General features: G+C 70.8%; 8 protein-coding genes. 4 read left to right on the top strand and 4 right to left on the bottom strand.

What is annotated here, in order from left to right; translation table 11 throughout:
- Positions 1-2 precede the first annotated feature (2 nt).
- The gene (locus tag KY661_RS21160; RefSeq protein WP_225411938.1) at positions 3-1,895 is read right to left on the bottom strand and encodes a lipase maturation factor family protein; all 1,893 of its coding nucleotides are present in this window, start codon (positions 1,893-1,895) and stop codon (positions 3-5) included.
- A 122-nt stretch (positions 1,896-2,017) separates the two neighbouring features.
- Here KY661_RS21160 and KY661_RS21155 point away from each other — a divergent pair, with 122 nt between their 5' ends.
- Positions 2,018-2,686 (top strand): MBL fold metallo-hydrolase, encoded by a 669-nt coding sequence (locus tag KY661_RS21155; protein ID WP_398577219.1) that lies wholly within the window; start codon positions 2,018-2,020, stop codon positions 2,684-2,686.
- Between the two features lie 3 nt (positions 2,687-2,689).
- Here KY661_RS21155 and KY661_RS21150 read toward each other — a convergent pair whose 3' ends face one another.
- Entirely contained in the window at positions 2,690-3,490 is an 801-nt protein-coding gene (locus KY661_RS21150; RefSeq protein ID WP_225411936.1) for a hypothetical protein, read from the bottom strand.
- A gap of 177 nt (positions 3,491-3,667) precedes the next feature.
- Here KY661_RS21150 and KY661_RS21145 point away from each other — a divergent pair, with 177 nt between their 5' ends.
- Both KY661_RS21145 and KY661_RS21140 read left to right on the top strand, forming a co-directional pair.
- The gene (locus KY661_RS21145) at positions 3,668-8,020 is read left to right on the top strand and encodes a carbohydrate binding domain-containing protein (protein WP_225411935.1); all 4,353 of its coding nucleotides are present in this window, start codon (positions 3,668-3,670) and stop codon (positions 8,018-8,020) included.
- Positions 8,021-8,206: 186 nt separating this feature from the next.
- The gene (locus KY661_RS21140; RefSeq protein WP_225411934.1) at positions 8,207-8,563 is read left to right on the top strand and encodes a hypothetical protein; all 357 of its coding nucleotides are present in this window, start codon (positions 8,207-8,209) and stop codon (positions 8,561-8,563) included.
- 31 nt (positions 8,564-8,594) lie between these two features.
- On the opposite strand, the gene KY661_RS21135 is transcribed toward KY661_RS21140, so the two are convergent.
- Both KY661_RS21135 and KY661_RS21130 read right to left on the bottom strand, forming a co-directional pair.
- Positions 8,595-9,128, bottom strand: coding sequence for a methylated-DNA--[protein]-cysteine S-methyltransferase (locus KY661_RS21135; protein ID WP_225411933.1), 534 nt, complete (start codon positions 9,126-9,128; stop codon positions 8,595-8,597).
- 17 nt (positions 9,129-9,145) lie between these two features.
- The gene (locus KY661_RS21130; RefSeq protein ID WP_225411932.1) at positions 9,146-10,630 is read right to left on the bottom strand and encodes a DNA-3-methyladenine glycosylase 2; all 1,485 of its coding nucleotides are present in this window, start codon (positions 10,628-10,630) and stop codon (positions 9,146-9,148) included.
- A gap of 141 nt (positions 10,631-10,771) precedes the next feature.
- Between KY661_RS21130 and KY661_RS21125 the strand changes: the two genes are divergently transcribed.
- The gene (locus KY661_RS21125; protein ID WP_225411931.1) at positions 10,772-12,475 is read left to right on the top strand and encodes a GTPase; all 1,704 of its coding nucleotides are present in this window, start codon (positions 10,772-10,774) and stop codon (positions 12,473-12,475) included.
- The last annotated feature ends 138 nt before the right edge of the window (positions 12,476-12,613 follow it).

Here is a 12,613-nt window from a genome sequence, read left to right as displayed (position 1 = left end):
TGTCACACGCCCGGGGCCCACTGGAGCCGGGGGCCCTCGGCCGAGCGAGCTCCCTCCACCAGCGAGACCGGAGGGACATAGAACCCCCGCCGTTCCCGCTTCCACCAGGCGCCCGTGCTCCGCTGGGTGGCCAGGTCCGTCATCCGGTAGTCGTACAGCACCGCCCGCACAGCACGCGGCGGACGCTGGGGGAACGGGTTGGCCGCGAAGAGCGCCAGCACGTCCGGTGAGCCCTCCAGCAGGCGGACCAGCAAGGACAGGAACCACGTGGACGGGCGCCCCAGGGCCGCGAACCACATCTGCCAGTCCAGGCGCGGCTGGTGGGGGGCCACCTGCCGCGGCGCCTTCTCCAGGTGGGAGACCTTGTAGCGGAACGGGTACTCCGTCCACGTCTCGCCGTCCTCGGAGCCCTCGATGACGATCTCCGGCCGCTCGCGCGTCATCACGCTGAAGAGGCCGTAGGAGTTCACCGACCGGAAGGGCCGCACCCATCCCTGGACGCGCTCCAGGTGCTCCAGGCGCTCCAGGACTCGTGCCGAAGGGGCCCACCGGCCCAGCAGCTCGCTTGCCCCCAGGGCCAGGACCGGCAGCGCCAGCGCCCCTTTCACCCACGAGCCACCGGGAGAGGCAAGCAGCGCGGGCCGCCGCGGCAAGCCCGGCAAAAGGCCCGAGAGGGCCGCGTCATCCAGGAGCCACACGCCCAGCACGAACGACTGGAAGTTGAAGAAGCCATAGTTGCCCGTGGCTGCGATGCCCCCTTGCAGGAGGCTGAAGAGGCCGAAGGCGAGCTGCCTCAAGCGCCGGGGGGCGAAGATGAGCAGCGGCAGCGCGGTCTCCGAGGCCAGCACCGCCGCCGTGGAGAGCTTCTGCGCACCCGCTGGCAGGTGGTGCGCATACCACCCGCCCCGCGTGGGCAGGGGCGACGTCTCGTAGTGGTACTGGCACGCGCTCAGGTCGCGCCAGCTCGTGTCCCCGGACTGGAGCTTGCTAAGCCCAGAGCCCAGGTAGAGCCGGAAGAGGAGAACCCGGAAGAGCGCCACCTCGGCCGCCGGCACATCCCGGCGTCCCCACCCGGGCCTCAGGCCCGCGGGCGCCGTCAGCAGGCCCAGCAGGCCCATCTCCAGCAGCAGGGCATCCCACTGGAAGGAGAGGAAGTCCCGCCCGGCCGACACATAGGAGAGGTATAGCCCCCAGAGCAGGGCCGCGGAGGGCTGCGGCGCCACGTTGAGCATCAGCGCCACCGACAGGGCCTGGCCCACGCGGCAGCCGCGCACCAGTGCCCGGTCGGACGCGCCCAGCCAGAACACGGACGGCACCTGGAGGAAGCGCCGGTTGCCCAGGCGCTGGAGGTGCTCCGAGCCAAACGTCTCGTGCAGCGGGCGGATGCCCTGCGTGCCGTACAGGCCAAGCACCTGCCGTCCCAGGGAGGTGAAGGCGATGAGGAAGGTTCCCCCCAACAACCGGAGGAACACCCACCGGACGCCCCGGTGCGAGGCGGGGCCCACGTAGCGCCGCCCCACCAGGAGGTGGTCCACCTTCGCCGCCAGGACACGGTGCTTCGCGACGGCGCGGTACACGCCCTCAGCCACCCCTCTCACTCCGGGGAGCAGCCCCAGCCTCGCCAGCCACCGCGTTCCCGGACGGGCCGACCGAAGGAGCACGCGAAAGACGGCCTGGGCCCCGTGAGACACCCGCCCCGAGGGCTCGATGAGCTGCATCGCGCGCCGGGCATCGGCCCGCCGGATGCCCAGGACCCAGAGCCGCAGCGGCTTCATGGGAAGGAAGCGCACCCGCCCTTGGGTCTGCGCGCTCCAGCGCGCGATCCACCGCTTACAGAAGCCGCACGTCCCGTCGTAGAGCACGAGCGGACGCGCCGCTGTCAGAGCCGAGAGCATGTCTTCCTCCTCTGTCCTCGGAGGAAGATGGAAGCGCGGCGTCCGGATGGCTGCCGTGAGCGCTCGCATGCTGGGCTGGAGGGCAAGCGGCCTGGCAGGAGAAGCCTCTTCGCCACCTTCCGATGCATAGCTTGGGGGCCATGAGTGAGCCCAAGGCCAAAGCGCGCAGTCTGCAAGAGGTCGTCCCCGGCGTGTACCACTGGTACGTCCAGGACGACCGCATCGGCGCGCGCAGTGATGCCTACGCCGTGGTGGACCGCGACGGGGCCGTCGTCCTCATCGACCCACTGCCCATCGACGAGAGCCTGCTGCAGCCGCTCGGCAGCATCACCGCCATCGTGCTCACCGCGGGCAACCATCAACGCTCCGCCTGGCGGTTCCGCAAGCGCTTCAATGTCCCGGTGTGGGTGCCCCGGGACGCGCATGGGCTCGAAGAGGAACCCGACACCGTCTATGGCAACGGCGACACGCTCCCCGGCGGGCTCAACGCCTTCCACACGCCGGGCCCCGCGCACGTGATGTACACCCTGTGGATGCAGCAAAGTCCCCGGGGGGTCGTCTTCCTCTCGGACCTGCTCATTCACCCGGAAGAGGGCTCGCCGGAGTTCGTCCCGAGCGAGCACCAGGACGAGCCCGTCCGGACCCGGATGAGCGTCCAGCGGGTGATTGACCACCTGCCCGTGGACACCCTCTGCTTCGCCCACGGCGAGCCCATTGTCCGGGACGGCGAGCAGGTCCTGCGCAAGGCCCTGGAGCAGGATTCGGAAGGCGCCTCGGCCCCCGCGCCGTGAGCCTCAGGCGCCCCCGGCCCCCGCGGGCAGGGGCCCCTCGTGCACGAGGATGTCCCCTCCGTCCAGTCCCGGGGGGATGAGGTACAGCGTCTCGCCCGCCTCCGCGCGCCGCAAGAGCGAGCCCAGGGCGGGTGAGTCCGTCGCGGACACCCGGCGGGTGGGCTGAAACACGAGCCGCCGCTCCATCGCGGCCACCTCGCGCGCCTCGTCCGTCAGGTCCATCTCGTACAGGAAGCTGCGCTCCACGTAGTCGTGCACGCCCGGCACATGGCCCACCAGCCGCATCGGCCCCAGGCGCGTGTGGACCCGGAGGCTCAGGTTGTTCCACTGGGCAATGCCCCGCATCCGCCGCGCGCCCAGCATCTTCAGCGTCAGCGCCTTCACCCACGCCCCGGCCTGAACCCCCGGCAGGAAGCTCAGCAACGACACCCCGATGAAGTGCCCCCGGTGCACCGTGGGCGCCGCGTAGTAGGCCGCCGCGATGACCCGCTCCTCGTCCGGCAGGCTCAGCCGCTGGCGCGAGGGCTCACTGAGCATCCGCGCTGGGCAGCGCAGCAGGCCGATGGCCCCGGGCTGGAGATACAAGTCCGACAACACCCAGTTGGGCAGCCCCAGCTTGCCGAACGCGAGCTGGTTCAGCTCCAGGTACTGCCGCGACAGCGAGTTGTGCTCCTCCGCGGGCAGGAACTCCACGGGCACTCCCGCCGGGCACAGGTTCAGCTCCGTCGCGTTCTGCGCCGCGCCCAACGCCGCGAGCGAGAGCGCCGGATGGTGCGCGAAGAACCGCTTGGCCAGTGCGTGCATGTCCATTCACCTTCGGCCGGGCCTCATCCGGCAGCCCGAATGGCGTGCTGCGTAACACAGCTGGCGCCATGACGAGGCACGCCATGAGCTCCGGGATGGCACCGTTGCGAAACAACCGGGGTACAACGGCCGAGAACCCTCCACGTGGGCGACACGCCCCGGCAAGGAACCCCCTCTATGCACCGATTGAAGCAGTGGGCGCTGCTCGCCCTGGCCGCGGTCTGTCTCCAGGCTGCCCCAGCCTGGGGCCAGCCCGCAGCGGCGCACGTGTACCACAACCACATGCCCAACTTCTGGCCGTACTACGACGTCACCCAGTACGCCGCGACGCCCGTGGGCGGCCCCATCCGCTACGCGTACGACGCCCAGGTCATCAACCTGAAGAAGAGCCCTCCGTCCAACTACACCTATTACCTGCCGTCGGGCGCGCCGATGCCGCACGACGACCTGGTCACCTACTACTCCCACAACGCGAAGACGGGCGCGTACCTGTACTGGCCCTACGCCGTCGCGCAGGACATGCGCACCAACGCGCCCACCGGCCAGGTCCACGTCACCATGTCCGGCGCCGTGGTGAACAACGTGCAGGATCTCACCACGCTCAAGAACGTGCCGGGTTACGACAACACGGCCTGGGGCTCGCCCTGGCGCGACAAGTACAACAGCCTGCGCACGCCCGCGGGAAACCGGACGTTGGACCTCATCCACTTCACCGGCCACCACTCCATGGGGCCGCTGGTGGGCCCGGAGTACTTCCTCAAGGATCTCATCTACCAGAGCGCTACCCTGGCGCAGCCCTACTTCCTGGGCGGGGACTTCCAGTCCTCCAAGGGCTTCTTCCCCACCGAGCTCGGCTTCTCCGAGCGCCTCATCCCCACGCTGGCCAAGCTGGGCATCCAGTGGTCCGTCATCGGCGACAACCACTTCTCGCGCACCCTCCGGGACTACCCCTTCCTGAACGAGCCCGGCTCGGACACGCTCGTCTCCCCGCCCAACCGCGCGGACTTCCAGAACACGAGCAACGTGGGCAGCTGGGTGAGCCTGCAGATGGCGCACGAGCAGCAGACCATCCGCAACAAGTACCCCTTTGCCTCCACCCCGCACTGGGTGCGCTACGTGGACCCCGCCACCGGTGCCGAGTCGCGCGTGGTGGGCATCCCCGTCAACCAGAACGGCTCCTGGCTGGAGGGCTGGGAGGGCGAGGCCACCGTGGACGTGGTGGGCCTCAGGAGCTTCGAGGGGCTCGTCCCCCAGCGGCAGTTCTTCGTCATCGCCCATGACGGCGACAACTCGGGCGGCCGGGCCGGCTCGGACAGCACCTGGTACAACGGCCGCAGCGTCACCTGCACCGCGGGCGTGCAGTGCATGGGCATCAGCGAGTACCTGAATGCCCACCTGCCCGTTTCCACCGACGTGGTCCACGTGCAGGACGGCTCCTGGGTGGACACGCGCGACTCCTCGAGCGACCCCCAATGGCACCACTGGAAGCTGCCGCTGGGCATCTGGAAGGGCCAGTTCCCCGCCTTCAACGCCGCCACCGGCCTGAACCTGGCGCCCAAGACGAACCTCAGCGGCGTGCAGGAGGGGATGACCGTGTCGCTGGAGCACGGCTGGCACTACCTGGAGCGCAACTTCGCCCTGCTCCAGGCCGCGCTCAACTACGCGAAGACCGCCGAGCAGATCTGGCTCGATGCGCACCCCAACCACTGGAAGCCCACCACCGCCCTGGACAGCCAGGTGACGCACGCGGGCAACCAGCTCAACCCGTGGATGCTCTCCTACCCCGTGAAGGGCGATGCGGCGAACGACTGGGCCGGAGGCGCCAACCCCGCCGAGCTGTCCTGGTACTTCCTCTTGCCCGCCATGGACTCGGGCTTCGGCTACTACGACGAGAACCAGGACGACAACGTCAAGCCCACGCTGGCCTTCAACCAGTCGCTCTACTTCTCCAAGCCCTACGTGCAGGACCGGCTCGCCCAGGACCGCACCGGCCCGTCCGTGTGGTGGCCGCAGCGCTGGCCCTACAACCCCGGCAGCGCCAACACGGACAAGTCCGAGGGCTGGACGCTCCACCACTTCAACAACACCTTCGCCGTCTACACGTACGCCTATGACGTGAGCGGCCTGTCCAACATCAAGGTCCGCATCCGCACCCACGCGGCCAAGCTCATCGACGCCTCGGACAACACCCACAAGGTGTACGAGCCGGCGGCGCTCAAGGCCGCGGGCGTGCCCCACATCGACACCAGCCGCGTGAGCGCCTGGGTGGACTACCCGATGACCCGGCGCGACCTGAAGCCCGTCATGAACGGCGTCGCGTGGCAGCCGGCCTACCTGCCCGTCATGGCCAAGGTGCCCGCGCAGGAGATCGGCGACCTCTACTACACGTACCTCGGCAACTACCGCGACCAGCTCCTCGACTACTACATCGAGGCCACCGACAGCCGTGGCAACGTCACCCGCAGCGAGATTCAATCCGTCTACGTGGGCGCCGGCCGGTACAACCTGGTGGGCGGCAAGTACCTTGAGGACGCCAACGGCGCCATCGCTGGCACGCACCCGTTCCTCGTGGTGGACACCACCGCGCCCTCCACCCCCACGGGGCTCTCGGCCACGCGCACGGACCGCTCCGTGAAACTCTCCTGGAGCGCCGCCACGGACAACGTGGCGGTGACCGAGTATGTCCTCTTCCGCAACGGCACCCAGGTGGGCACCAGCGCCACGCTGAGCTACACGGACATGGGCCTCACTCCCAGCACCGCCTACAGCTACACCGTGAAGGCGCGCGATGCGGCGGGCAACACCTCCACGGCCAGCGCCGCCCTGAGTGTCACCACCCAGCCTCCCGACACCACCGCACCTTCCGCCCCCACGGGACTGAGCGCCTCGGCTGTGACGAGCTCCTCGGTGACGCTGAGCTGGACGGCCGCCACCGACAACTACGGCGTGGCGGGCTATTACGTGTACCGCAACGGCTCGCAGATCGCCGCGCCCGTGGGCACCTCCTCTACGGACACCTCGCTCTCGCCCAGCACCGCGTACAGCTACACCGTGAAGGCCGCGGATGCCGCGGGCAACACCTCGGTGGCCAGCAGCGCCCTGAGTGTCACCACCCTCACGGGCAACACCGCCACCGTCTATTACAAGAAGGGCTTCGCCACCCCGTACCTCCACTACCGCCCCGCGGGCGGCACGTGGACCGCCGCCCCGGGCGTGGCCATGCCGGACGCGGAGGTGACGGGCTATGCGAAGTACACCGTCAACCTGGCCTCCGCCACGCAGCTCGAGGCCGTCTTCAACAACGGCAGTGGCACCTGGGACAGCAACAACGGCAACAACTACTTCTTCCCCACCGGCACCTCCACCTTCAGCGCGGGCGTCATCACCGCCGGGGCCCCCGTGGTGGACTCGACGTCGCCGTCCGCCCCGTCCAACCTCACCTCGCCCTCCAAGACGGCCTCCACCATCACGATCGCGTGGGCGGCCTCTGCGGACAACGTGGGCGTGACGGGCTACCTCGTCTTCCGGGGCACCACGCAGGTGGGCACGTCCACGGGCACCACCTATACGGACAGTGGCCTGGCCGCGAACACCGCCTACAGCTACACCGTGAGGGCGCGCGATGCGGCGGGCAACACCTCGGCGGCCAGCAGTGCCCTGAGTGTCACCACCAGCTCCGGCAACACCGTCACCCTCTATTACAAGAAGGGCTTCACCACCCCATACCTCCACTACCGCCCCGCGGGCGGCACGTGGACCGTTGCACCGGGTGTGGCCATGCCGGACGCGGAGGTAGCGGGCCATGCGAAGTTCACCGTCAACCTGGGCTCCGCCACGCAGCTCGAGGCCGTCTTCAACAACGGCAGCGGCACCTGGGACAACAATGGCGGGCTGAACTACTTCATCCCCGCCGGCACGCACACGTTCAGCGCGGGCACCGTGACCGCGGGCGCGCCGTCGGGTGACGTCACCGGCCCCTCCGCCCCCACGGGCCTGGCGGTGGCCTCCAAGACGGCCTCCTCCGTGTCTCTCACGTGGAGCCCAGTGACCGACTCCAGTGGCATCGCGGGCTACAACGTGTACCGGAACGGCGCGCTGGTGGGTGCGCCCACCGCCGCCAGCTATACGGACACCGGGTTGAGCACCGGCACCGCCTACAGCTACACCGTGCGCGCCCGGGACACGGCGGGCAACCTCTCCTCGGCCAGCGCCGCCCTGAGCGTGACGACGAGCAGCACCGGGGCCACCGTCACCTTCACCGTGACGGCGAGCACCGGGGTGGGACAGAACGTGTACGTGCTGGGCAACGTCGCCGCGCTCGGCGCCTGGAGCCCCGCGGCCGCCGTCGCCCTGTCCCCGGCCAACTACCCCGCGTGGAGCGGGACGGTGAGCCTGCCGGGCTCGACGGCCATCGAGTACAAGTACATCAAGAAGGACGGCAACGGGAACGTCACGTGGGAGAGCGGCGCCAACCGCCTCTTCACCACCCCTGCCTCCGGTTCCGCGACACGCACCGACACCTGGAAGTAAGCCGGTGTGAAGGACTCCTGGCGCGAGGCGTTTTCATCTCTCGCCAGGGGCCTCCTCCCGTCATCACGAAAACTGCTGTCGCTCAGTACGAAGAAACTCAACGTTTCGAGCCGATGGGGAAGCGCCCTTCTCACCCTGGGATTACTTCTTCCTCCAACCATCGACAAAACAGCGCAGGAGGTTGACGTGTCCTTTGCATGGCGGAAGGAAGCATTGGGTCTCGCGGCAGTGTTGGGCCTGGGCTTGCAGGCATGTGCCTCGACTTCGGCGCAGCAACCGTCCCGTGCCACCACGGGCCAGAACGCCGAAGCCGAAGCCACGGGCACGGAGAGCGATGCGCCCCACCTGCGCCTGGCGATGGCGCGCAAGCAGTGTGAGCTGACCGCGCGCAACGTCCGGGGCTACACCCGGGCCATCGCGGGCCCCGCACGCGTGACGGGCCCGGACACCACGTGGGTGGAGCTGCACGTCGGCAGGCCCTACTCGCACACGCCGCTGGGCTGCACCTACGACGCCCAGGCCAATCAGGCCCACGTGCCCTGAGCGGTTTCCCCGGGTCCTTGGCGCTCTCCTTTCAGGGCCGGTTCCCTGGAGGGAACGCCAGACCTTGGGGCAAGGCCCCCTCGAATTCGAGGAGCCATTTCTTGGTGGGAAGGCCTCCGGCGAAGCCCGTGAGCGCGCCGTTGGCTCCAATCACGCGATGACACGGCACGATGATGGGGATGGGATTCCGTCCGTTCGCCAGCCCCACCGCCCGTGCCGCCGCAGGCCGGCCGATCCGCTTCGCCAGCTGGGCGTAGCTCACCGTCTCGCCAAAGGGCAGCAGGCTCAGGGCACGCCACACCTCGTGCTGGAACGCCGTGCCCTGGGCCGCCAGCGTGACGCCCTCGAACGTCTTGCGCCGACCGGTGAAGTACGCGTCGAGCGCCGTGCAGGCACGGTCCAGGTGCGTGCGGGCGCTCCCGGAGCCGCTGCCTTCCGGAAGCTCCCGGGGATCCTCGGCGAACAACACCGTACACAGGCCCTCGCCGCTCGCCACGAGCCGCAGCGCGCCAATGGGGGTTTGAAGGCGCACCGTCGCCAGCGCCTCGGTCTTGAGATGTTTCATGTGTGACTCCTCCGGACTCAGGCGGCGGTGCTCGCGGCCAGGTCCACCTGGGGTTCGGTCCACAGCAGCAGCGCCGCGTAGCCCCGCCAGGGCCGCCACGCCTCCGCCATCCGTTCAAGTACCTGCGGCGACAACAGGGTGCCGCCGCCCGCCGCCTTGCGCAGGGCGAGGTCCGACGCGGGAAAGGCGTCGGGCTCCCCCAGCGCGCGCAGGGCAATGTAGTGCGCGGTCCATTCGCCAATCCCGGGCAGCGTGACGAGCCGAGCCACACTGTCCTCCAGGCTCGCGCCGGGCTTCAGTTCACAGGTGCCCTCGGCACAGGCGGCTGCCAGCCCCTTCACCGCCAGGATGCGTCCTCCCGTGAGCCCGAGCCCCGACAGGTCCGCCTCGGCCAGGGCGGGGGCGGTAGGAAAGAAATGGGTCAGGCCCTGGCGTGCGAAGGAGGCCGGCGTGCCACACCGCGCCACCACCCGCCCCGCGAGCGTCGTGGCCCCCTTCACCGACACCTGCTGTCCCAGGATGGCGCGGACCGCCAGCTCGAAGGGCTCGAACGCCCCCGGCACACGCACCCCACCCGCCCGCGCGAGCCGGGGGCCCATCACAGGGTCCTTCCCGAGCGCCACCGCGAGCGCCGCGGGGTCCGCGTCCAGGTCGAACAGCCTGCGGACCCGCGCCACGAGCTGGCGCACGGGCAGCGGCCCCGTTCCCTCGATTCGAACCGACAGCGCCCGGTGCCCGGGCTGGTGGGACACGCCGAGGACTCCCTCGCTGCCGCCGAGCCGGTAGGTCCGGTGGTAGGCACCTTCCGCCACCGCCTCGACGCCCGGGATGGCCCGGCCCGCGAGATAGGCGAGCACCCGCTCCCAGTCGAACGGCGGCCGATACCCCAGGCGCAGGCAGATGGCCGCGGAGGCCTGGGCAGGGGCGGCGCGGGAGACGCGGCGCAGCTCGCTCGGGCTGCGCGCGTAGGCGGTCCGCAGGGCGTCGTTGAACCGGCGGAGGCTCTGGAAGCCCGCCGCCGCCGCCACCTCGCTCAAGGGCAGCCCCGTCTCGGTGAGGAGCTGCTTGGCCACCAGCAGCCGCCGGTTGCCCGCCACCGCCTGGGGGCTCGCGCCCAGGTGCCGCACGAAGAGCCGGTGGAGCTGCCGCTCACCGATGCCGAGCCGTGCGGCGAGCTGTCCCACCGAGCCCTCATCGAGCGCGCCCTCGTCGATCATCCGCAGCGCCCGGGCCACGCTCGCCTCGGTGCCCGCCCAAGCAGGTGTTCCCGGCGCGGCCTCCGGACGGCAGCGCAAGCAGGAGCGGAACCCCAGCGCCTCGGCGGCGGCCGCGCTGGGCGCGAAGGTGCAGTTCTCCCGCTTCGGCGTCCGCGCGGGGCACACCGGCCGGCAGTAGATGCGGGTGGTCCGGACACAGACGAAGAAGCGGCCGTCGAACCGCGCATCCCGCCCCACGAGCGCGCGGTAACAGAGGTCCGGGTCTGGCGGTTCGAGGGAGTCCATGCGCTGCAATTAACCGTATCCCCGGGCGGGCCGCTCGCCAGAATCGGACGTCACCGTGGCCCCCTTCCGAGTGCACGGTGGAGGAACCTCGCCGCATCCAGTGCTGGCCTTGGGCAGGCGTCTCGGTGAGGCTCCCCCCGCGTGGACGAGACGAACCTGCCCGACCCTGAAGCCCTCCGCCGCCTGCTCACCAGCGCCCTGACGCTGCCCGCCCTGGCGCCGCATGCCGTCCGGCTGGAGCGGCTGCGCGAAGATTATGCCCGGGGGGTGGCGCGCAAGGATGCGCCCCTCACCGTCGCCCTCGTGGGGGCCACCGGCGCGGGCAAGTCCACCCTGCTCAATGCCCTGGCCGGACAAGCCCTCGCCCGCGAGGGCGAGAACCGCCCCACCAGCACCGCCGCCACCGTCTTCGCCCCGACGGACGCGGAGCTGGGCCCCCTGGAGCGCGCGGGCCTCTCCATCGTGCGCTACGCGGCCAGCGCCCACGGGCTGTGGAGCGGGCAGGTCTTCATCGACACGCCGGACCTCAACAGCGTGGCCACCGCGCACCGGGAGGTGGCCCGCACCGCGCTGGAGCTGGCGGATGTCGCCCTCGTGGTGATGCACCGGGGCAGCGTGGCCGAGGCCACCCAGGTGGAGTTCCTCGCTGAGTTCGCGCGGCGCCGGGCACTCGTGCTGCTCATCAACTTCGCGGACGAGCAGTCACCGGAGTCGCGGGAGACGCTCAAGGCCCAGGCGCGCCGGCTGGCCTCCGAGCAGTATGGCCTGGCCCAGGAGCAGCTCCCCGCGTTCGCGATCAGCGCCCGGGCCGCGCGCGAGGGGAAGGATGTTTCAGGAGAGTTCGGCACCTTCCTCTTCCACCTCCGGGAGCTGGCCTCCCAGGCGGTGGCCACCCGGGTGCGCCGCAGCAACGCGCTCGGCGCCCTGGAGGAAGTGGCCACGCGCGTGGACGCCGCGCTCCAGGAGACCGAAGGGGTGCTGTCGCGCACCCGCGCCTCCCTGGAGGCGGGACTCGGCCGGGCGGCGGAAGGGCTGCGCCAGGACTTCGCCACGCGGCTGACGCTGGCCCAGGGGCACCTCGGCACGGAGGTGCGCCGCCAGGCCGCGAGCCGCTTCTGGGGCCCGGCGGCATGGGGCCTCCGGCTGTCTCCCTGGGGAACGGGCGGCATGGGCGCGGCGGCCCTGCTCTCGCGGAGCAGCCTGCCCGTGGGGCTGGCGGTGGCGGCGGCGTCCACGGCGTTGGATGCCGTGCGGGACAGGACCCGGGCCCGCGCCGCGGAGACGCGGGTGGTGGAACCCTTCGAGGACGACTTGACGGTGGAGGCCGCCGCGAGGGCGGCGCTCACCGAGGCGCGCTCGCTCGCGCATGCCCAGGGGCTTGCCCCCGAGACGCTCGGGCTGCCCGACACCCAGACGCTGCTCGCGGAGCTTCAGGCGGCGCGCGCGCAGACGTGGCGCTACACGCTCACCACGGCCATCGCCGAGGCGGTGGCGGGTTGGTGGCGGGTGGCACGGTGGACGGTGCTGCCGCTCATCAACCTGCCCCTGTTCGCGCTCCTGGGGCACGTGAGCTACCGCGTGGTGCGCGCCTACGTCGAGGGCCCACTGCTGGGCGGGGACTACTTCCTCAACGCGGGCGCGCTCTTCGTGCTGCTCGCGGGCGCCGGGGCGCTGCTCGCCTCAGCGAGTCTCGCGGGCGCTGGCCGTATCGCTCACCGAGCGGGGCAGGACCGGTTTACGCAGGCCCTCGCCACCCTGGGCGGGCGCCTCGGAGAGGCTGTCGAGGAGAGCCTTCGCCCCGGGCGGGACGCTGCCCGCGGCCTGCTGCGCCTGCTCCGCCGGTGACAGCGCCACGACGGCTTCGCCCGCGCGGCTGCGGTCCTGCGAGGCCACCATGGAGTCACGCGACTCGCGGCACAGCGGCGCGGCCACGCGCGTGTCGCGCACCGGGTCTCCGTAGCCGACGATGCGCGCGGGGATGGA

The organism is Allostigmatella hybrida (assembly GCF_020103775.1).
GTDB classification, from domain to species: Bacteria; Myxococcota; Myxococcia; order Myxococcales; family Myxococcaceae; genus Hyalangium; species Hyalangium aurantiaca.
The sequence above is the reverse complement of the archived record's forward strand: the minus strand, read 5'-3'. Positions and strand labels throughout refer to the sequence as shown.

Bases quoted from the DNA above. Each gene is read 5' to 3' on its own strand.
- KY661_RS21135 (WP_225411933.1), bottom strand. From the start codon at position 9,128: ATGAAACATCTCAAGACCGAGGCGCTGGCGACGGTGCGCCTTCAAACC.
- KY661_RS21150 (WP_225411936.1), bottom strand. From the start codon at position 3,490: ATGCACGCACTGGCCAAGCGGTTCTTCGCGCACCATCCGGCGCTCTCG.
- KY661_RS21160 (WP_225411938.1), bottom strand. From the start codon at position 1,895: ATGCTCTCGGCTCTGACAGCGGCGCGTCCGCTCGTGCTCTACGACGGG.
- KY661_RS21130 (WP_225411932.1), bottom strand. From the start codon at position 10,630: ATGGACTCCCTCGAACCGCCAGACCCGGACCTCTGTTACCGCGCGCTC.
- KY661_RS21145 (WP_225411935.1), top strand. From the start codon at position 3,668: ATGCACCGATTGAAGCAGTGGGCGCTGCTCGCCCTGGCCGCGGTCTGT.
- KY661_RS21155 (WP_398577219.1), top strand. From the start codon at position 2,018: ATGCATAGCTTGGGGGCCATGAGTGAGCCCAAGGCCAAAGCGCGCAGT.